A 20,666-nucleotide genomic window follows, 5' to 3' on the forward strand; every position below is an offset into this window, starting at 1 on the left:
TAATCAAAGGAGAGATATCCATGTCAACGGAACAAGAACACCTTCAGGATTATATGCGTCTGCCGGCAGAGGTATTGTATCAGGAAGAGCTGGAGGCGCTGCGTAAGGAGGATAAAGGTAATATTCCGGCCGGATGGCAGATGTCACCGCGCTCGGTGCTGACCTTTATCGCAGGCGGAAAGGCTGGCAAAAAGGTGATTACCCCTAAATACATTGGCAACACGCGCCTGATTGAGATGGCCGTAGCCACCCTGGTCACCGACCGCGCACTGCTGCTGATCGGGGAGCCGGGAACGGCAAAATCCTGGCTGTCGGAGAACCTGGCAGCGGCCATCTATGGCAACTCTGGACTTGTTGTACAGGGCACGGCCGGCACCAGTGAAGAGCATGTTCGCTATTCATGGAATTATGCCATGCTGCTGGCTAACGGCCCAACCCCGGAAGCACTGGTCAAAAGCCCGATTATGCGGGCTATGGAGGATGGCGGGATTGCCCGGTTCGAAGAGATCTCCCGCTGTGCTTCGGAGGTGCAGGATGCGTTGATCTCCATTCTCTCGGAGAAGACGATCTCCGTGCCGGAGCTTGGTAAGGAAACGGGTGCGCGCAAGGGCTTTTCCATTATAGCCACTGCCAATACGAGAGACCGCGGTGTCAACGAAATGTCGGCTGCACTGAAGCGGCGCTTCAATATTATCGTGCTGCCTGCACCGACGGATATTGAAACCGAGTTGTCGATTGTGAAGAAGCGGGTTGCTGAGATTGCATCCTCCTATAATCTTGGGGCTTCCGTTCCTGCGGATGAGGCGCTGCTCAAGGTGGTTACGATCTTCCGGGAGCTGCGCAGCGGCATGACGCTGGATAAGAAGGAGAAGGTGAAAACACCGGCTGGGGTGATCTCCACGGCTGAGGCCATCTCCCTGCTGACGAACAGTATGGCGCTTGCAGCCAGCTTCGGTGATGGTGAGCTGACAGAACGCGACCTTGCTGCAGGACTTCAAGGAGCAGTGGTAAAGGACGATGACAAGGATAAGCTGGTCTGGAAAGAATACCTGGATAATGTGATGAAGAAAAAAGGAGCAGAATGGCGCGGACTTTACCAGGCCTGTAAGGAGCTGAACGAGTGAAAGCGACCGCTGAAGCCGGGGTGAATATTTTCGGAGTGCGTCACTTGTCTCCGGGCGGCGCGAAGCATCTGCTGGAATATCTGAATGAGCTTCAGCCAACGGCGGTGCTGATCGAAGGCCCAAGTGATGCCACGGATGAAATCCGCCATTTGACGCATCGTTCAACCCAACCTCCCGTTGCTATATTGGCTTTCACGGAAGAGCTGCCGGTTCGGACTGCACTGTGGCCTTTAGCGGTCTATTCCCCTGAATATCAGGGGATGAAATGGGCCAGGGATCATGGGGCGGATGCAGCATTTATTGATCTTCCTTCCTCGGTTATTCTGAGTCTGCAGGATGCCATGAGACGGGAAAGTCTATCCGTACAGCAAGTGAAGCCAGAAGTGAATGAGACGGGAGAGCCGTCTACGGAAGCGATTAAGGAAGAAGAGTCGGTGTATAGCCGGATTGCTCGGCTGGCCGGTGAACATGATTATGATATGTACTGGGAGCGTAATTACGAACACAACGCAAGTACCGGAGCTTATCGTGCGGCGATTCTTTCATTCTCCGCCGAGATGCGCTTACTGTCGGAAGGCCGGGAGCAGCTTGAGCAGCCGAAGGAGCACGCTTATAACGCGCTGCGCGAAGCCTATATGCGGCGGCAGATCCGGGAGAAAATCGCTGAGGGCCATGCGCCGGATAAGATCGTGGTCATTTGCGGAGCATATCATGCTTCTGCGCTTACCGATCTGTCAGAACCCCTGGATGATAAGCAACTGGCGGGTCTGCCTTCACGCAGTACCAAGCTGACACTGATGCCATATTCGTATTACAAGCTCTCGACAAAGTCTGGCTACGGGGCAGGGAATGGAGCACCACATTACTTTGAAATGATGTGGGAGACCATGGAGGCCGGGCGGCCGGAGGAGCTGGCGCATCTTTATTTGTCCACGCTTGCGGGCTATTTGCGCAGCAGCGGAACCCACCGCTCCACGGCTGAGGTAATCGAGGCGGTACGCCTGGCCGAGTCGCTGGCTGCGCTGCACGGCGGTAGTGCGCCTACCCTGCGTGATTTGCGCGATGCTGCTCAGACTCTTCTTGGCCACGGTGAATTATCTGTCATTGCCGATGCCCTGGCTAGAGTGGATGTGGGGACAGCCATCGGGCAACTGGCTGAAGGTGTCAGTCAGACCCCCATTCAGGACGATCTGAACCGGCTGCTGAAGCGATATAAGCTGGAGAAGTATAAATCTACCGTAGCCAGTGAACTATCGTTAGACCTGCGGGAGAACCGCAGAGTAACTCGTGAGGAAGCAGCGTATCTGGATCTGAACCGGTCTGTTCTCTTCCATAGACTGCAGCTGCTTGGCATATCTTTTGCCAAGAATAGGCCCAGTGGACAGGATGCGGCCACCTGGGCAGAATACTGGATCATCCAGTGGACCCCGGAGGTCGAGATTCAGGTTGTCGAATCGACCCTGCTGGGAGAAACGATCGAAGTGGCTGCCGCCTATGTACTGCGTGAGAAGCTGCAGGCTTGCCGGTCTATCGCCGAAGCCTCGGTGCTCATACGAGTCGCCTGTGAATGCGGTTTGACGGCACAGATGGAGGAAGCCAGCCGTGTACTTCAGAGTCTTGCTGTAGACAGCCGCGATGTAGTTGGTATTGCTGCAGCAGCCCGTGAACTGGCCACCATTATCGGCTTTGGCGACATCCGTAAGGTGGATACCGTGCCTCTAAGACCACTGTTGGAAGAACTATTCCGGCGGGGATGCCTGTTCCTGCTCGATGCTAGTGGCTGCAATGATGAGGCCGCCGGGCAGATGATTGTGGCTATGAATGAACTGAACGGAATATCTCTGGACCACAGTGAGACGGTGGATGAACCGCTGTGGCTGAAGGAATTGCTGCATCTGTCGGAGCAGGATAACCGTAACCCGAGACTCTCCGGGTTCGCCTGTGCCATTCTAATGGAGCGTGGGGCGATCACTGCTGAGGAGGTTGCTTCGGAAGTCTCCCGCCGCTTGTCTCCCGGCATCCCGGCCGATCTGGGGGCTGGCTGGTTCGAAGGCCTGTCCATGCGTAACCGGTATGGACTGCTGTCAAGAATGAGCCTCTGGGAGCAGTTGAACGAATATATTAATGCGCTCGAAGATGATGAATTCAAGCGGGCGTTGGTGTTTCTGCGCCGGGCATTCAGCACTTTCTCGCCAAGGGAGAAGACGATGATCTCCGAGCTGCTTGGCGAACTGTGGGGTGTGGATACGGAGCAGGCAGCAGAGATCCTTACCGGAGAATTGAAGGAGGATGAAGCCAAGATGCTGGACGATTTGAATGATTTTGACTTCGGGGATTTCTAGATGACGAATGATATTAAGCAAGAGAGCACAGTTACCCGTTGGCGTCTGATCTTGGGACAGGAAGCCGAGGCATCACTCGCAGCTTATGGCGAAGGCGGCCAGCTTAGCCTGACTGAAGAGGAGCTGATTATGGACTCAGCACTTGCCGCTATCTATGATGAGACAAACGGAGGAAGCAGCTCCGGTAATTCTCCTGCCGGCCGGGGTAAAGGAGCAGGGACCGGTCATGCCGCCCTGAATCTCTCGAAATGGCTTGGTGATGTGCGCAGCTACTTCCCGGAGGATGTCGTATCGATCATCCAGAGCGATGCCATGGAGCGCCGGGGCTGGAAACAGCTGCTGTTCGAGCCGGAACTGCTAGCTGCGGTGAAGCCGGATATCCAGCTGGTAGGCACGCTTTTGTCATTGAAGGGGAAAATTCCTGAAAAAACAAAAGATACCGCAAGAATGCTGGTTCAAGCTCTGGTTGATGATCTGGTTAAGCTGCTTGAAACCGATATCCGCCGTGCTGTTACCGGGGCGCTGAACAAGCGGCAGCATTCTCCACTGCCTTCGCTAAGTGGGCTCGACTGGAAGCGGACCATTCAGCGGAATCTGAAGCACTACGACCAGGAGCGGCGAATCATTATTCCTGAGCGGTTTTATTATTTTGACCGGGCCAGACGTAGCAAGGAATGGACAGTTATCGTTGATATTGACCAGAGCGGTTCGATGGCCAGCTCTATTATCTGGGCTTCGGTCATCGGGTCCATCTTCGCCAGCATTCCGGCGCTGAATACCAGGGTGGTTGTTTTTGATACCGAGGTAGTGGATTTGACGGAACAATGTGCGAATGATCCGGTGGATATGCTGTTCGGGATTCAGCTAGGCGGCGGAACGGATATCCATAAGTCGGTAAAGTATTGCGAGCAGTTCATTGAAGAGCCGAAGAAAACGCTGTTTATTATCGTCTCGGATCTGTATGAGAACGGGAACCAAGCTGGGCTTGTGCGCCGGATGCGTGATCTGCGCGAGTCGGGAGTCCGCACAATGACCCTGCTCGCCTTGTCGGATGAAGGCAAGCCCTCCTATGATGAGCGGCTGGCTGGCCAGTTGTCACGCGATGGCACTCCTTGTTTCGCCTGTACTCCGGCTCTACTGCCTGCGCTTGTGGAAGGGGCGCTTAAGGGGCAGGATCTTGGCGAACTGGCGAAACGCCTGGGCGCTTCATAACACCGATAATTTTTTCCAAAAGCCTCTTCTTTACAATCACATATTGTGTAAGCTGCATATATCATTTATAATCGGTTATTAAAAAGCACCTATCGAAGGCGCTGCTTGAAAGGAAATGAAATTCTTATGTCAAGTAAGTTGAGAGCGGGTATCGTCGGGGGTACCGGAATGGTAGGCCAGCGTTTTATCGCATTGCTTGAGAATCATCCCTGGTTTCAAGTAACGGCTATTGCCGCAAGTGCGAACTCGGCAGGTAAAACTTATGAAGAATCGGTCAAGAACAGATGGAAGCTCTCCACTCCTATGCCTGAGGCGGTCAAAAGCATCATGGTTCAGGATGCCTCCAAGGTGGAGGAAGTAGCTGCAGATGTAGATCTGATCTTCTGCGCCGTCGATATGAAAAAAGAAGAGATTAAGGCGCTGGAAGAAGCATATGCGCGTACTGGAACTCCTGTGATTTCCAATAACTCCGCACACCGCTGGACGCCTGACGTTCCTATGGTGATCCCTGAGATCAATCCTGAGCATCTGGAAGTCATTGCCCAACAGCGCAAACGTCTGGGTACAGAGACTGGATTCATCGCGGTTAAGCCTAACTGCTCGATTCAGAGCTACATGCCTACACTGCATGCGCTTAATGATTTTAAGCCGTCCAAGGTGGTGGTGACTACCTATCAGGCGATCTCCGGTGCAGGCAAAACCTTTACCGACTGGCCGGAAATGGTGGACAACGTCATTCCCTATATCGGTGGTGAAGAAGAGAAGAGTGAGCAGGAGCCGCTACGGATCTGGGGTAATGTGACAGACGAAGGTATTGTGAAAAGCGAACAGCCTGTTATTACGACACAATGTATCCGTGTGCCTGTTGCTGACGGTCATATGGCTGCAGTGTTCGCCTCCTTTGAACAGAAGCCGTCCAAGGAAGAGATTCTTGAACGCTGGAACAGCTTTCAAGGCCGTCCGCAGGAACTTGGTCTTCCAAGTGCGCCCAAACAGTTCATTACCTATTTTGCAGAGGAAAATCGTCCTCAGACGCAACTGGACCGTGATATCGAGAATGGTATGGGTATCTCTGCAGGCCGTCTCCGCGAAGATTCATTGTACGACTACAAATTCGTCAGTCTGTCCCACAATACGGTAAGAGGCGCAGCCGGAGGCGCGGTATTAATCGCTGAACTGCTCAAAGCAGAAGGCTACATTAAACCGAAAAAGTAATCTGCATTTCTATATAATTTGGAGTAGTAACAGCCTGCCGGATCTGCCCCGGCAGGCTGTTTGCGTATTTTCCTGACATATGGTGCATGGTAATGGTAAGATAGATGGAAGCAAGGCGAAAACTGATTACTGACGGAGTGATATTGTGGCAAAAAGTAAAGGCGGCGGCACAGGCAGAGGAACAGGCAGCAAAGGCTGGACCCGCTGGAACAAAACGGCGAAACCTGTGAAACCAAAAGGCGGACCCTCCGGGGGACCTGGCGGCAAAGGTACGGGTGCAGCCAAGAGCAGCAACGCAAAACAAACCGGGAGCGGCAAGTAAAACGGCCGGATGCCAATAGATCATCAAGGGGCATCTGATTTGGAATGGCTACTTCGATTCAAATCAGATGTTTTTTCTATTTAACTTGCAGGAGTGCGAAATCTAATATGAGAATCAATAAATACATAAGTGAGACAGGTGTGTATCCAAGACGGGAAACAGACAGATTAATTGCGGCTGGAAGGATTACGATTAATGGCCGTCCTTGTGCAAAAGGTGCGGAGGTTAAGCCGGGAGACATTGTAGCTGTAGATGGAGAGCGGATAACAACGGTGAAAGGTGCCCCCGTCTATCTTGCACTTAACAAACCGGTGGGCATCACCTGCACATCCTCACGTGAGGTGGAGGGGAATATCATTGATTTTGTGGGATATCCTTCGCGGGTGTTTGCCATCGGCAGGCTGGATAAACATTCCGAGGGACTGATCCTGCTGACCAATGACGGTGCGATCGTGAACCAAATGATGCGTTCGGAGAACGGGCATGAGAAGGAATATGTGGTTACCGTAGACAAACCCGTTACCGATGAGTTTTTGCAAAAAATGTCCGCTGGCGTAGATATCCTGGGCACCCGGACCAAATCATGTGAGACCAGCCGTGTTAGCGAATGCGAGTTTCGGATTATACTCACCCAAGGGCTGAATCTGCAGATCCGCCGCATGTGCAAGGAATTAGGGTACAGAGTGCTAAGGCTGGAGCGGATCAGGATAATGAATATATCCTTAAGCGGACTGGAGAGAGGGCAGTGGAGACATCTGGAGCAAAAAGAGTTGACAGAGCTTCTTGGAATGCTGAGCGGTAACCCGTCTTCTATATAAAAATTAGAGTGATAGAGGAGGACTATGTCATATGCGATTTGTGAATCTTACTCTCATTTTATTGATGCTGACCCTAGCCGGGTGCTCATCCACATTACCGCTTTCCACACCGGCAGTGTCGTCGCTTCCTTCTCCAGAAGTCTCTCCAGAATCGTTCCCACGGATCGAGGATCAGTATCCCGGTTATGTACATAAGGACTCTTTTGAACTGAACAGTCAGAACTTTGAAGTCTACTACTGGAATAACGGCGAATTTGATTATACACAGTTTTTGATCGCTAAGAACCGCGAGATCGTGTTCGATAGTCAGCAAGCCGCATTAAAACCAGAGGGCGGAATGATTAGTGATCGCAAGGAAGATGTTTGGGCAAAAGCACTCCTGCAGAACAGCCGGCCCACCTTTCAATTCGAGCTGGCTGATAATCGTCCCGAGTCAGCAACGATAGTAATTGAGGAGATTGATGGCGAGTTTCAGGTTACAGTAAATGATAATGTGCTGCTGATCTTTGAGGATGTGGATCAGGATGGACAGCCGGAGCTGTTAGCCAGTCCTTATTCCGGTCAGGTGCCGCTGGGTCCTGCATTATTCGCAGTATATGAACTCAGGGGCAACCAGTATGTTCCCGATAAGTACAGAACATTGCAATATTATGAGGATCAGCTGCCACATCTGGAACAGAACTTCAAGACTGACCCTACGGAAAGCAATTTAGAGGCATTGCTTGATGTCTATCTGATCCTGGAGAGGATAGATAAGGCGCAGGCAAAGTTCCCGGAGTTCTATAAATGGGCAGGACAGACTGCCGGGGATGGAGGTTTTGTGGACACTTACAAGCGGCGCATCCAAGAGGGTTCCTATGATCAGATCGACGGATGGATGAGCAAGCTCACACCACTGAAACACTCTCATCCTTCATCGTCATTATAAATAATCCGCAACAGTCCCGCTTCTTAGATGGACTGTGCGGATTTTTTGTCATACATTTATTTACATTAAGCCAGCGCTTTGGGTTCGAACTGTTTGTCATATAAATCCCTGTAGACTCCGTTAATCTCAAGCAGCGACTCATGTGTCCCTTTCTCAACGATCGCACCGGCCTTCATCACGAGAATTTGGTCCGCCGCCATGATAGTGGAGAGCCGGTGGGCGATGACGATGCTGGTCTTGCCCTGAAGCAGGGAATGCATGGCTTGCTGGATATAATATTCGGAGGCGGTGTCCAAGGAGGAGGTGGCTTCATCCATAATAATGATCGGCGGATTCTTCAGCAGCACCCGGGCGATGGAAATCCGCTGCTTCTCGCCTCCAGACAGCTTGATGCCCCGGTTGCCTACAACTGTATCGTATCCCTCCGGGAAACTCATAATGAAATCATGGATATAGGCTGCCTGGCACGCGGCGATCATCTCAGCATCACTAGCCCCATCCTCTGCATACATCAGGTTATCCCGGATCGTTCCATTGAATAGATAGGTATCCTGTGTTACGAGGCCAATCTGTGACCGCAGGGAATCCAGCGTGAAGTCGCGGATCTCGCTACTGCCGATTGTGATCGATCCTGAATCCGTATCATAGAGGCGCGGAAGAAGGTTGGTGACGGTAGTTTTCCCGGCGCCGCTGGGACCGACGAGTGCAGTCAAGGTTCCCGCAGCAGCAGTGAACGAAATTCCGTGCAGCGCTATTTTATCCGCCTGGTAGGCAAAAGAAACCTCATGAAATCCGACGTCCTTGCCAACTGCGCTTAAGGCCCTGGCCTCCGGCTTATCAACAATCTGAGGTTTCATGTCAAAATAGTCAAAGATCCGTTCAAACAACGCCGCAGATCGTTTGATATCCACATAGAGATTCGTCATTTGCATCACGGGACCGTAGAGTCTCCCCAGCAGGGCTACAAAGGCTACGATTGCCCCTACAGATAAATCTCCCTGAATGAACAGATAGCCGCCATATAAGTAAATCAGCAAGGGTCCAATACTGGTGAAGGTGGACAGAACCATCATGAACCAGCGTCCGGCCATAGATTGACGGATTTGCAGGCGGGTGGCTTCGGAGTTGATGGTCTGGAATTTCGCGTATTCCGAAGATTCTTTGGTGAACAGTTTCATAAGGAGATACCCGCTAATGCTGAGTGTCTCCTGGATAATCTGATTCTGATCAGAGATTTTTTCCTGGGTCTGCTTGGCCAGCTTCCAGCTAATACTGCCCATCTTGCGGGTTGGGACGATGAATAATGGGATCACAATCATGCCGAGCAGCGCCAGCTTCCAGTTCATGATGAACAACGTAACTCCAGTGGAGACAAGAATGAACAGATTGCTGGCAAAATTGACTACTGTGCTGCTGAACACACCCTGCACACCGGAAATGTCACTCGTCATCCGCGTTATGACTTCACCTTGCTGCACCCCGGAGTAGAACTGCAGAGGCATTTTTTGCAGATGGCGGTACATCTGATTTTTCATATCGTAGACAATGTGCAGTGAGATAAATGAATTCAAATAATTCTGCAGTACACCCAGCAGGCCGGACACGATAGTTGTACCGAGTGAAGCAAAAACGAGCAGAGTGAGCAGCCGCAGATTTTTATCCGGAAGCGCCTGATCGATAATCTGCTGAATGAACAGGGGAGGCAGGAGTCCAAGCACAGCGGTTACCATTAGTACAGCCATAACGAGTAGAGTTTGTTTCCAGTAGGGTATGAAAAATTTCGCGATGCGCAGCAGGAGAGCTTTGCTGAGATTAGTTTTGCGTGCGTCATCATCGAAATTCAATCGGCCATGGGGGCCCCCCGGTCCAAAACCTCGGGACATTTACATCACCAGCTTCTCTTGATTTAGGGATTCAGTTGCAGCAACAGCTGCTTGTTCATATGAATGAGCTGCGTCAGCTCATTCTCGTTGAATTGCTCCAGGGCATCCCCGAGTACTTTATGGGACCAGGCCTCCTCGTTATACCGCAGGCATAATGCTTCGCCTTCAGCGGTGAGATACAGCTTAGTCTCTCTGCGGTCCAGCTCCGACACTACACGGGTGACCAAGCCTTTAAGTGCCAGAGCATCAATGTGCAGACTAACCCTGCTTTTGTTAAAAATCATACGTTCTGTGACATCCTTCTGGGTCTGACCCGGATGCTGTAGAAGGGAATTGAGGATGCCGAATTGATGGACGGTCAGCCCAAGGTCCGCCGCGCTTTGATGTGCCAGCTTCTTAAGCTGGCGTGCTACTGCAAAAAACGATTGATACACTTCTATGGTCTGCTCACGATCAGCCATCCTGCACCCCGCTTTGAATAAAAGTTATCATTGTAAACTGTTTATAAAGTAAACTAATAATACAGCAAAGTCAAGAACGAGTAATATTGACTAAACTGTCTGCAGGCTTAATATGGAAAGGTGTAGAGCAGCTAAACCCCTCAGGAAGGAGAGTACATAATGAAAAAGGAACTATGCCAATATGAACACTGCGGCACAATCATCACGATACGGGAGGCAGACCCTGCAGATGCCCGATTGCTGCCACAACTCCGGCTGCAAATCGATGGAGAGACTGAGAATTTAGATAGGGAACAAGGGGAGGCTTTCATTGATGCAGTGGGGTTCGAACAGCTTATCCAAGATGATGCAGCTAACCCCAAACACCTTTTTTTAGTGGCAGAGGTAGACGGCAGGCTGGCTGGATTCTCCAGATGTGAGGGGAGTAGCTTGAAGCGTTTGTCTCATCAAGTGGAATTTGGAATAGGCGTACTGAAGGAGTACTGGGGAGTTGGCATTGGCCGCCAGCTACTGGCCGCCTCCATTAACTGGGCGGAAGCCAGTGGCATTCGCAAAATCACATTGAAAGTGCTGGAAACCAATATCCAGGCAATCACACTCTATCAGAAGCTGGGATTTGAAGTGGAAGGCCTGCTGAAGAACGATAAGCTGCTCTCTGACGGTAGGTATTACCACACTATTGTAATGGGGAGATGGCACTGAAGATTCTTGTTGATATATAAAAAGCACAACGCCGAGTGAAGAAGGGCTGTTGTGCCTTTTTTGTTAAATTACCTACAGGAACTTTCGTGCTGCAACGCTGATGTTGTCTGCTCCGGCGATCGCTGAGATTATGGCGATTCCATCGGCTCCGGCTTTCATTACAGGTACTGCATTGTCCGCAGTAATACCGCCGATTCCAACCAGGGGAATGGTAAGTCCGCTTCGGCGCAGCTTTTCTATCACAGCGGTTCCCTGGACCGGCTCAGCATCATCCTTGGATGAGGTGGGATAGACCGGTCCGACGCCCAGATAATCGGCTCCGTCGGCGATAGCCTGTTGAGCTTCTTCCAGGGTGTGGGCGGAGACGCCGATGATTTTGTGTGCTCCCAGCCGCTCACGGATAGAACGTGCCGGCTCATCCTCCTGCCCGACATGAACACCGTCCGCATCCAGGGCAATCGCCAGCTCAATATCATCGTTAACGATAAAGGGTACCTGGTACTCCCGGCAGCACCGCTGGAGCTGCCGGGCAAGCTCAACATATGCCTGGCCTGTAATAGCGGCACTGCCTTTTTCACGATACTGGAACAAGGTTATCCCGCCGTCAATCGCTTCAGTGAGTGTTTCCAATGGATCTTTCCGGCAGTTTACACTACCCATAATGAAATACAGCTTCAGCATTCTGCGCATCCGCTCACTCTCCATCCGCTGCATCAGCGTTTCCCCCTCAGTCTGTTCTGGTAGGCGAAGTGATTCGTCGGACCGTGTCCCAAGCCTATATTCAAGCCGTCTTCAATGGCTGCATGGATAAAATCCTTGGCCGTACGGATTGCCTCTGAGAACGGGAGCCCTTGCGCTAACCCGGACGTGAGAGCAGCTGAATAGGTACAGCCGGTTCCATGGGTATGTTGCGTTGCAATACGCGGACTTTCCAGATAAGTGAACTTCACTCCATCATAGATAAGGTCAGTCACCATGTGATTATCTTCATCATGACCGCCCTTAAGGACCACATATCGCGGTCCCATGGCATGAATAAGTATGGCTGCTGCTTCACGGTCAGTCATGCCGGATATCCTCATTCCGGTCAGGATTTCGGCTTCAGGGATATTCGGTGTTGCAGCCAAGGACAATGGCAGCAGATGGGTGATCAAAGCCTGCACGGCTTCTTGCTGAAGCAGGGGGGAACCGCCTTTGGCGACCATGACCGGATCAACGACCAGATGATCCCAGCCATAGTGCCGGACCTTGCCTGCTACCACACGGATAATTCCGCTGCTGAACAACATGCCGGTTTTGACGGCATCCGGTCTAAGATCGGTTCCGATGGAATCAAGCTGGGTAGCAACGGCATCCACTTCAAGAGGATATACACCTTGTACACCTAAGGTGTTCTGTGCAGTTACTGCGGTAAGGGCGGACATGCCGTATACCCCCAGCTCCTGAAAGGTTTTCAGATCGGCCTGAATACCAGCTCCGCCTCCGGAGTCGGAACCGGCAATGGTTAATGCCTTGAATACTTTTTTTTCTGTAGACTCTGTCATTACGGGTTCTCCTTTGGTTAAGCAGTTATCGTTGTTCCAGTTGCTGTACACGGGAGCGCTCTGCGTATACTTCAGGTGTAACGAGAGCCAATTGATTCAGGAATTCGATCTGGAAGCTGCCAATTCCCTGCTGGCGCGTCCGGTCCGCTGCGATTTCGGCAGCAACTCCATAGAAGGACAAGGCTTCTACCGCTGCTTCCAGCCAGGCTCCGCCACTTGCTGCCAGGAATGCACCAACGACTGCACTGAGCAGGCAGCCGGTGCCGGTAACCTTGGTCAGAACAGGATGTCCGTTACTGACTACATAGGTGGTAACGCCATCCGTGATGACATCCTCTTTTCCGGTGATAATCACCACACATTTAAGCTTCAGCGCAGCTTTTACAGCAAGTGCTGCCACATCACCATCTCCGCTTCCGGCATCCACCCCTTTAATGCTCCAGCTCTCGCCTACAACATGGGCCACTTCAGCGACATTGCCGCGCAGTGCGGTAATCTGCATTTGGTTGACCAGCTTATGGGTAACACTGGTACGGTAAGCGGTAGCCCCGGCACCCACAGGGTCTAGCACGACCGGCACGTTATGCAGATTAGCCGCCTTACCGGCAAGCAGCATCGAATCAATGGCATAGTCATTAAGGGTGCCGATATTCAGCACCAAAGCTCCCGACATAGCGGCAATATCTGCGACTTCTTCATGTGCATCCGCCATAAAAGGGGAAGCCCCCAGTGCAAGCAGCCCGTTCGCGCTAAAGTTCGCGACCACAATATTCGTAATGTTGTGCACTAGCGGATTGCTGTCCCGCACCTTGGATAAAAAAGACATGATGATTCCTCCTAAAATATATTTGAGTGATCCTTCCTTAAATTCCCCATCACAAGTTAATAAAAGCTTCTCCGGTCTTCACCTTGCTATTTAGTAGACCGTTATCACTCAGCCAGTTCTGTACCTTTTCCCACGATGCAGGGTCCTGATAGCCAAACGGCTCATTCCCGGCGTCCATCAGGGGCAGCAACAGATTCAGGCTTTTGGACTCAATGCTTTTGTCGAGTGGAGCCGTAGCATCTTCGTGAGCCAGCAGAAGATCAAGCGCCTCTTGCGGATGGTCTGCCACGAATTGTTGTCCTTTACGTGCTGCATGGATGAACTTCTGAATGTAACCTTCCGAATTCTGCAGACCCAGGTCACTAGCAATCAGGACTAGCTCATAGTAATCGGGTACACCATAATCCGTTGGATCCAGTGAAGTAACCGGATGGCCTTCCTGTTCCAGAATCAGCTGCTCGTGGTTAATGAATCCGCCAATAATTCCATCTACACGTCCGGTAGAAAGGGCAGGAATCAGGTCAAAGCCAACATCAGTTATGTTTACTGCGCCAGGATCCCCGCCATCGCTTTGGATCATTGTTTTCAGCATTGCTTCATAGAGAGGGATAGAGGAGTACCCGGCAGTTTTGCCTGCAAGGTCTTTAGGACTCTTGATCCCGCTGTCCGCAGGAACCATCAGATGATTAAGCGGATGCCGGACGATCGCAGCAATAGACTTCACCGGAATCTGCTCGCCCCGTGCCATCAGCACCTGCGGCTGGTAGCTTAGGGCCAGGTCAACTTTGCCTGCGGCTACAAGCTTGAGAGCATCATTGCTGTCTGCGGGCATCTGAATATCCACAGTAAGACCTTCGTCGGCAAAATAGCCCTTCTGCTGGGCAGCGTACAGGAAGGAGTGGACAGCATTCGGATACCAGTCGAGCATAATCGTCAGCTTGTGGGGGGGCCCGCTATGATCTGCAGCTGCAGAACTGTCAGGTTCCTTAGTACTGCTATTTCCGCAGCCGGCTACCGCAACTCCCAGGCATAGAAGCAGCAATAATGGAAGCAAAGGAAGGGACCTTTTTCGAAAGGGTTGTTCAGTATGCATTAGTTTCATTGATGAATGCCTCTTTTCTGCACAATAATTTTTTCGAGCAGCACAATAAATAGAAATAGAACGATTCCGAGTGCGGATAAAAGAAATACAGCGGCGAACATTTCCGCGCTCTGCAGATTCCCCGCCATCCGCCGGCTGAAATACCCGAGCCCCCGGCTTCCGCCCAGCCATTCCCCGATCGTCGCACCAATGACGCAGTAGACCATAGAGAGCTTAAGTCCGGAGAACAAAGAGGGCAGTGCCGGCGGAATCTGGATCTTACGCAGAATCTGCCAGCGGGTGGCACCTAGTGTGAGTAGCAGTTCTTTGTACACAGCACCACTTTTGCGCAGACCATCAAAGGTACCTATAACTACCGGGAAGAAGGCGGTGAGGAATACTACCGCTACCTTGCTCCACATGGTATAGCCAAACCACATAATAAAAATGGGCGACAGTGCAATCAGTGGAACGGTCTGACTGATCACCAGCAAGGGGTATAGTGCTTTTTCAAGTGGAGTGAACATGTGCATACCCGTCCCCAGCAGCATCCCGCAGGTGGCCGACAGAACAAAACCAAGCAGAACCTCCTCCAGAGTAGCGGGTAGATGCTCACCGAAGAGCAGCAGTCTCTGCTCCACAAGCGCGGTCCATATGGCTGTTGGTGCCGGGAGAATGAAAGCCGGAATCAGCTTCATCCGGGCAGCGCTCTCCCAGCCGGTAAGTGTCACGAGGACTAATACGGCAAAAGGAACATAATCACTCACAAGGGTTCTGATACTAGCACGTCTCATGCAGCCTCCGCTCTAATTCCTCCCGCAAAGCAACAAATTGCGGTTCATAATTCATACGGTAGTGTCTGGGACGCGGCATTTCCACCCTGAATTCCTGTACACCGCCGCTAATTCCATTCATTAGATAGATCCGGTCACTGAGCAGCAGTGCCTCCTCCAGATCGTGGGTAATGAACAGAACGGTTTGTTGCAGACTGCCCCATAGTTCCAGGAGCCAGCGGTGTAACTCGCGTTTGGTAATGGCATCCAAGGCTCCAAAAGGCTCATCCAGCAGCAACAGCTCATTTCCGGCAGCAAGGGTGCGCAGCATAGCTATACGCTGACGCATCCCGCCGGACAGCTCCTGCGGGTAGAGCCGCTCTTTACCTTTAAGTCCAAACCGGTCCAGCATATCACGGATCTCCTTTATGGCTTCTGATTTGCTGCCTTTTCGCTTAAGCTCCCAGGGGAGCAGGCAGTTGTCCATCACGGTTCTCCAGGGCAGCAGCAGATCCTGCTGAGGCATATAAGCGACCTGGCCTAGTCTAGATGAAGGATCATTAGACGTCATACCGTGAATTTTCAATTCACCTTCCGTATGTTGAAGCAATCCGGCAATGATCTTGAACAGGGTGCTTTTCCCGCAGCCGCTGGCACCGACTATGGAAATGAATTCGCCCCGCCTGACATTCATTGAGAGTCCGCTGAATACCGTAGACTGCGGTGAAGCAGAGTAGGAATAGGACAGGTTACGGATAGATATCATCTTGGTATGTATAAGCCTCCTTTCTTGTACACGCATTTGCAGCCGGATTTGTAACGATCAAGAATGGGATGGAAACACAATAAAGACCCATCCGTCTCCAGAGGAGGCAAATGGGTCTGAAAGGTTCGGCAGTAGGCAAGGAGCAGTACCGCTGATCGTTTCTGTTCCACTTCCCTCCGCTGGTATGATCCAGATCAGGTTCCAAGGGTCCGAAGCTTAAAGCTTCGTCTCAGTCATAGACTCCCCTAGTGAAATAGCAGGTTAATATAATATTCGCAATTGCTAACTAAATAAGATGAACTTGAGAATGGATAACGATCATTGCGGAACGCCATGAATAACAAGACTTTCCGCAATGATGAGCCTAACATTCTCAAATTCACGTTCTATAATATAGCATATTCCAGAATGTTGTCAAAAGAAATAGTACTCAGCACCGCTGCAGCCCGGTTACGAAGAGGGTCAGAATTCCCTCGGAAATCTCTTTTTTGCCGGACCCGTGAAGCTTCTGTTGATAGAGGTAGAGATCAGGACTGAGGACTGCGATCAATGAAGTTGCAGCAAAATGGGGATCAATGGTTATCAGCTTGCCATCATCAGCGAGCCGCTGCAGCCGCTCGGCCATCACAGCATTCAGCCGCTGGAAAATCGGATGCTCAAACTGGGTAAGCTGTTTTTTGCCGGTAAACTCAGACTTGATCATCTGGAGCAGTTCGGCATGCTGGTCTATGAAATCCACGACCTGTTCGATACTCCTCCGCAGCCCCTCAATGGAGCTGTCTGATCCAGCCGGGACTTGAAGCTCGTGCTCCAGACTTGCAAGAAATTGTTCGGAACTGGTGGAGAGCAGGGCAGAGCAAATTTCACCTTTATCCGTAAATCTGCGGTAGAGCGACCCCTGACCCATTCCTGCCCGCTTGGCGATGCTGTACATGCTGACTGCTTCGAGACCATTATCTCTAAAAAGCTCTCGGGCGGCTTCAAGAATACGCTGTACATATGGATCCTGATAGTTCCGGGAGGATGATGGATTGGTTTGAGCTGTTGGATTTGAGGACGGGCTGCTGGCGGGTTCTCTCGGGTTCATAGCAGACTCCTTTCAGAAATTCAGCATAAATTTACAGAAAACGTGAGAACTACATTGACAGAGCGGACAATTGTCCGTAGACTAAAAAATGCGATACCGGACAGTTGTCCGTTTCAATATACATTATATAAATTATGCTGCGTTGCGGTCAATGAATTCCCCTTCGCAGTTCTATTCAGGAGGAGATAGAGAATGGATCAATCGCTGAAATCGGATGCCGATTTTCGTCTGTCAAGCATTCTGGTTCCACTGCTGGCTATCATTGCCGGTGTATTCATGGTGGTGCTCGACAGTACTGCTATGAATGTAGCTTTGTCCACGCTGGTTAAGGATTTCAATACAGATTTAAATACTTTGCAATGGATTGTGACCGGCTACATGCTGGCTCAGGCCTCAGTAATCCCGTTATCCGGGTGGTTGTCTGACCGATTCGGTTCTAAGACTGTTTTTCTGACTGCGGTTATTGTATTCACTATCGGTTCTATCCTCTGTGCAACACCTAGCCGTGCAGAGTGGCTAATAGCGTTCCGGGTCCTGCAAGGTCTGGGAGGAGGATGTGTGCTCCCGGTCGGCATGGCCTATGTCTATAAGCTGGCTCCCAAGAGTAAGGTAGGCGTAGTCATGGGAATTATGGGCATTCCTGTACTGTTCGCTCCGGCAATCGGTCCGGTCCTATCCGGCTGGCTGGTGGAATATCATTCCTGGCGCTGGATCTTTCTGATTAATATTCCTATCGGAATCATCTGTCTTCTCATCGGTTCACGTAAGCTGCCGCAATCGGAACGCAGCCAGGTTCCGGGTATGGATAAGCTTGGGATGATTCTTGGGCCGCTTGCATTTGCTTCTCTTTCTTACGGGGTAAGCCAGGGAGCGGATAGCTGGACATCGGACAAAACAATGATCGGCCTATTACTGGGTACGGCAGCGTTAATTGCTTTTGTCATTGCTGAGCTCCGTTCAGATACACCTCTGCTGGAGCTGCGTATTCTGCGCTCGCTTGATTTCAGCACAGGTATATTTGTACAGTGGATCGCACAGTTCGGTTTGTATGGTGCGTTGTTCCTGCTCCCGCAATTTCTGCAGCAGGCCCGCGGCTTCGGGGCATTCGATACCGGTCTTACCCTGCTGCCCCAGGCGATCGCTTCCGGCCTTATGATGCCCATTGCCGGGATTTTGTTCGACAAGATTGGAGTTCGCTGGCTGGTGGTCTGCGGACTTAGCCTTGTCTCGGGTGCTTTGTTCCAGTATTCTCATGTGGACCTCACCACGCAGAGCAGAGATTTGATTCTGCCGCTGATCATGTGCGGTGCAGGCATGGGTATGATGGTAATGCCTATGAATACACATCTGCTCAACAAGGCCCCGAGTCATCTGGTTAACCGGGTTACCTCTTTGACTAACTCCATGCAACAGGTAATCAACTCACTGGCTGTATCTACACTTGTAACGATCTTGACCTCAAGAGCGGCAGCACGGGGCGCCGAAATGCAAAAGGCTGCAGCTGCGGCCGGCAAGAGCGCGGCCCAAGCTTCACCCGATGCTTTGAAGTTGGCTACACAGACTGTTCTGGCCAAAGGGTTCGACGATACTTTTCACATTATGATCTTTGTTGCTCTCGGAGGTGCTGTATTGGGTTTGCTCCTACGGAGAGGGCGCAGAGGTGGGAAAGACGGTTCAAAGTCAAAAGTGCAGCCAGAAATGATGCATGGTTAAGTTCTGATAGTAAGTCAGGATTAGATCTGACAATCTCCGTTCAGCATTCAGGTGCTGCGGAGATTTTTTTGTTTCTGATTCTTCTGGGGAGATTAATAAGTTTTGGGCAAGCTATCCCTATATGAGTGCTTTCAGAAAGTGAATTGTAAGGTTGTAACGCTTACAACACAATTCCGATGTTTATTATCGGAAAAAGGTATTGACTCCACTGACTTGAGGGTGTTACTATTCAACTTGCCGGTGAACAGCCGGTACATACAGAGAATGATACGAGAGGGGTTAATCTATTTATGAAAAAACTTAGTCTGACTATCCTATTGCTGCTTACAGTGGTGCTGGTGGCTGCTTGCGGCAATAATAACAATAATACCGGAGGCAATAACACAGCAGCCGAGTCCTCGGCAGCACCCACTGAAGGAGCAGCTGCACCTGCGGAACAAAACAGCCTGGAGGTCATCAAAGCCAGCGGCAAGCTGCGCATTGGAACAGAGGGAACCTATGCGCCATTTACTTTCCATGATGCTTCCGGCAAGCTAACTGGCTTTGACGTAGAGATCGCTGAAGAAGTTGCCAAGCGGCTGGGAGTGAAAGCGGAATTCTTCGAAACCCAGTGGGACGGAATTTTTGCCGGGATGGACGCCAAGCGCTTTGACGTTATCTTCAATGAAGTTTCCATTACCGACGAGCGCAAGGTGAAGTACGATTTCTCGGACCCTTATATTGTCTCCAAAGCCGTGCTGATCGTTGGTGAGAAGAATGAAGACATCAAAGCCTTCGCGGATCTGAAAGGCAAAAAAGCCGGCCAGTCCCTGACCAGTAATCTGTCCGATATCGCTCGTGAGAACGGGGCGGAAATCGTGGCTACTGACGGTTTTAATCAGGCTATTGATCTGCTGACCTCAGGACGTATTGATGCAACCGTGAATGACGGACTATCCTATCTGGATCTGAAGAAGCAGAAGCCGGATGTGAAGATTAAGGTTGTTGACGAGATTGCAGAGGGTTCCCAGAGTGCTGCTGTTTTCCTGAAAGGCAATGATGAGCTCGTAGCCGCGGTGAGCGAAGCCCTGACAGCTATGAAAAGTGACGGTACGTACCTGAAGATTTCCGAGAAATATTTTGGCGCTGACGTTTCCAAATAATAACGGATGGACGAGGGCGGCTCAGGCCGCCCGGAGTCTAGAGAAGGATGTCTGATCTATGGATGACCGCAAAATACAAATTTTCCTTGATTCGATGCTGCCCCTGCTCAAAGCCGGGGTGGCTTTTACCATTCCGCTGGCTGTTGTCTCATTTATATTGGGACTGCTTCTTGCTGTGTTGACCGCACTTGTCCGTCTGTCACCATGGACTATACCGAAGCTGATCGCCCGTTTTTATGTATGGATCATTCGCGGCACACCGCTTCTGGTCCAGCTGTTTATCATTTTCTACGGTTTGCCGGTAGTTGGCATCATACTTGATCCTTTTATTGCAGCTACAATAGGATTCACGCTCAGTGTGGGCGCCTATTCCTCTGAGATTGTGCGGGCTGCAATTCTGTCGATACATAAAGGCCAATGGGAAGCCGCATTCTCAGTCGGAATGACGAGGGGACAGGCACTGCGGAGAGTCATCCTTCCTCAGGCGGCACGGGTATCGATTCCGTCATTGTCCAATTCCTTTATAAGTCTGGTTAAGGATACCTCGCTAGCCGCGACTATCACATATGTCGAAATTTTCAAAACAGCACAGCAGATCACAGCAACTACGTACGAACCGCTGTTATTGTATTGCGAAGCGGCTTTGTTCTATCTGCTGTTTTGTTCCGTACTGTCCATTCTGCAAAATTACCTGGAGAAACGGCTCGACCGCTTCTCGGCGAGATAA

General features: G+C 51.1%; 20 protein-coding genes and 1 riboswitch. Of the genes, 11 read left to right on the top strand and 9 right to left on the bottom strand.

The annotated features are described in order from the left end of the window. The first annotated feature begins 20 nt into the window (after nucleotides 1-20). The 7 genes from AC0MA3_RS00660 to AC0MA3_RS00690 all read left to right on the top strand — a co-directional run bounded on the left by AC0MA3_RS00660 (nucleotide 21) and on the right by AC0MA3_RS00690 (nucleotide 7,961). Nucleotides 21-1,124, top strand: a complete 1,104-nt coding sequence (locus AC0MA3_RS00660; protein ID WP_379153070.1) for an AAA family ATPase — start codon at nucleotides 21-23, stop codon at nucleotides 1,122-1,124. Then, the gene (locus AC0MA3_RS00665) at nucleotides 1,121-3,466 is read left to right on the top strand and encodes a DUF5682 family protein (RefSeq protein ID WP_474654798.1); all 2,346 of its coding nucleotides are present in this window, start codon (nucleotides 1,121-1,123) and stop codon (nucleotides 3,464-3,466) included. Before AC0MA3_RS00660 ends, AC0MA3_RS00665 begins: the two co-directional genes overlap by 4 nt. Further along, entirely contained in the window at nucleotides 3,467-4,678 is a 1,212-nt protein-coding gene (locus AC0MA3_RS00670) for a VWA domain-containing protein (RefSeq protein ID WP_474654799.1), read from the top strand. A gap of 126 nt (nucleotides 4,679-4,804) precedes the next feature. Then, complete coding sequence (asd, locus tag AC0MA3_RS00675) at nucleotides 4,805-5,893, top strand: aspartate-semialdehyde dehydrogenase (protein ID WP_474654800.1); 1,089 nt, start codon at nucleotides 4,805-4,807, stop codon at nucleotides 5,891-5,893. A gap of 142 nt (nucleotides 5,894-6,035) precedes the next feature. Next, on the top strand, nucleotides 6,036-6,215 hold the full coding sequence (locus AC0MA3_RS00680) for a DUF3934 family protein (protein ID WP_474655150.1): 180 nt from the start codon (nucleotides 6,036-6,038) through the stop codon (nucleotides 6,213-6,215). A gap of 107 nt (nucleotides 6,216-6,322) precedes the next feature. Next, the gene (locus tag AC0MA3_RS00685) at nucleotides 6,323-7,033 is read left to right on the top strand and encodes a pseudouridine synthase (protein WP_474654801.1); all 711 of its coding nucleotides are present in this window, start codon (nucleotides 6,323-6,325) and stop codon (nucleotides 7,031-7,033) included. A 31-nt stretch (nucleotides 7,034-7,064) separates the two neighbouring features. Next, nucleotides 7,065-7,961 carry a hypothetical protein gene (locus AC0MA3_RS00690; protein WP_474654802.1) on the top strand — a complete coding sequence of 299 codons (897 nt, stop codon included), beginning with the start codon at nucleotides 7,065-7,067 and terminating at the stop codon, nucleotides 7,959-7,961. A gap of 65 nt (nucleotides 7,962-8,026) precedes the next feature. Here AC0MA3_RS00690 and AC0MA3_RS00695 read toward each other — a convergent pair whose 3' ends face one another. Beyond that, complete coding sequence (locus AC0MA3_RS00695) at nucleotides 8,027-9,805, bottom strand: ABC transporter ATP-binding protein (RefSeq protein ID WP_474654803.1); 1,779 nt, start codon at nucleotides 9,803-9,805, stop codon at nucleotides 8,027-8,029. 62 nt (nucleotides 9,806-9,867) lie between these two features. After that, on the bottom strand, nucleotides 9,868-10,305 hold the full coding sequence (locus AC0MA3_RS00700) for a MarR family winged helix-turn-helix transcriptional regulator (protein ID WP_474654804.1): 438 nt from the start codon (nucleotides 10,303-10,305) through the stop codon (nucleotides 9,868-9,870). Between the two features lie 159 nt (nucleotides 10,306-10,464). Between AC0MA3_RS00700 and AC0MA3_RS00705 the strand changes: the two genes are divergently transcribed. After that, complete coding sequence (locus tag AC0MA3_RS00705; RefSeq protein WP_474654805.1) at nucleotides 10,465-11,007, top strand: N-acetyltransferase family protein; 543 nt, start codon at nucleotides 10,465-10,467, stop codon at nucleotides 11,005-11,007. A 72-nt stretch (nucleotides 11,008-11,079) separates the two neighbouring features. Here the strand turns inward: AC0MA3_RS00705 and thiE are convergent, their stop codons facing one another. From thiE to AC0MA3_RS00740, 7 genes are all read right to left on the bottom strand, one after another. Then, the gene (gene thiE / locus AC0MA3_RS00710; protein WP_474654806.1) at nucleotides 11,080-11,721 is read right to left on the bottom strand and encodes a thiamine phosphate synthase; all 642 of its coding nucleotides are present in this window, start codon (nucleotides 11,719-11,721) and stop codon (nucleotides 11,080-11,082) included. Further along, nucleotides 11,721-12,551 (bottom strand): bifunctional hydroxymethylpyrimidine kinase/phosphomethylpyrimidine kinase, encoded by an 831-nt coding sequence (gene thiD / locus AC0MA3_RS00715; RefSeq protein WP_474654807.1) that lies wholly within the window; start codon nucleotides 12,549-12,551, stop codon nucleotides 11,721-11,723. The genes thiE and thiD overlap by 1 nt, the downstream gene beginning before the upstream one ends. Before the next feature lie 25 nt (nucleotides 12,552-12,576). Further along, nucleotides 12,577-13,377, bottom strand: a complete 801-nt coding sequence (gene thiM, locus AC0MA3_RS00720) for a hydroxyethylthiazole kinase (protein WP_474654808.1) — start codon at nucleotides 13,375-13,377, stop codon at nucleotides 12,577-12,579. A 49-nt stretch (nucleotides 13,378-13,426) separates the two neighbouring features. Beyond that, a complete protein-coding gene (locus tag AC0MA3_RS00725; RefSeq protein WP_474655151.1) occupies nucleotides 13,427-14,470 on the bottom strand; it encodes an ABC transporter substrate-binding protein in 1,044 nt (347 codons plus the stop codon). 5 nt (nucleotides 14,471-14,475) lie between these two features. Then, nucleotides 14,476-15,252 (bottom strand): ABC transporter permease, encoded by a 777-nt coding sequence (locus AC0MA3_RS00730; protein WP_474654809.1) that lies wholly within the window; start codon nucleotides 15,250-15,252, stop codon nucleotides 14,476-14,478. Then, entirely contained in the window at nucleotides 15,239-15,925 is a 687-nt protein-coding gene (locus tag AC0MA3_RS00735; protein ID WP_474654810.1) for an ABC transporter ATP-binding protein, read from the bottom strand. The genes AC0MA3_RS00730 and AC0MA3_RS00735 overlap by 14 nt, the downstream gene beginning before the upstream one ends. A 226-nt stretch (nucleotides 15,926-16,151) precedes the next feature. Beyond that, nucleotides 16,152-16,254: riboswitch (TPP riboswitch) on the bottom strand. Nucleotides 16,255-16,427: 173 nt separating this feature from the next. Then, nucleotides 16,428-17,084 carry a TetR/AcrR family transcriptional regulator gene (locus AC0MA3_RS00740; protein ID WP_474654811.1) on the bottom strand — a complete coding sequence of 219 codons (657 nt, stop codon included), beginning with the start codon at nucleotides 17,082-17,084 and terminating at the stop codon, nucleotides 16,428-16,430. 192 nt (nucleotides 17,085-17,276) lie between these two features. On the opposite strand from AC0MA3_RS00740, the gene AC0MA3_RS00745 reads away from it, so the two are divergent. The 3 genes from AC0MA3_RS00745 (at nucleotide 17,277) to AC0MA3_RS00755 (ending at nucleotide 20,666) form a co-directional block, all read left to right on the top strand. Further along, nucleotides 17,277-18,797: a DHA2 family efflux MFS transporter permease subunit gene (locus AC0MA3_RS00745; protein WP_474654812.1), complete on the top strand. Its 1,521-nt coding sequence runs from the start codon at nucleotides 17,277-17,279 to the stop codon at nucleotides 18,795-18,797. 290 nt (nucleotides 18,798-19,087) lie between these two features. Further along, a complete protein-coding gene (locus AC0MA3_RS00750) occupies nucleotides 19,088-19,939 on the top strand; it encodes an amino acid ABC transporter substrate-binding protein (RefSeq protein WP_474654813.1) in 852 nt (283 codons plus the stop codon). Between the two features lie 58 nt (nucleotides 19,940-19,997). Then, nucleotides 19,998-20,666, top strand: a complete 669-nt coding sequence (locus AC0MA3_RS00755) for an amino acid ABC transporter permease (protein ID WP_474654814.1) — start codon at nucleotides 19,998-20,000, stop codon at nucleotides 20,664-20,666.

This window comes from Paenibacillus sp. LS-5, assembly GCF_056121505.1.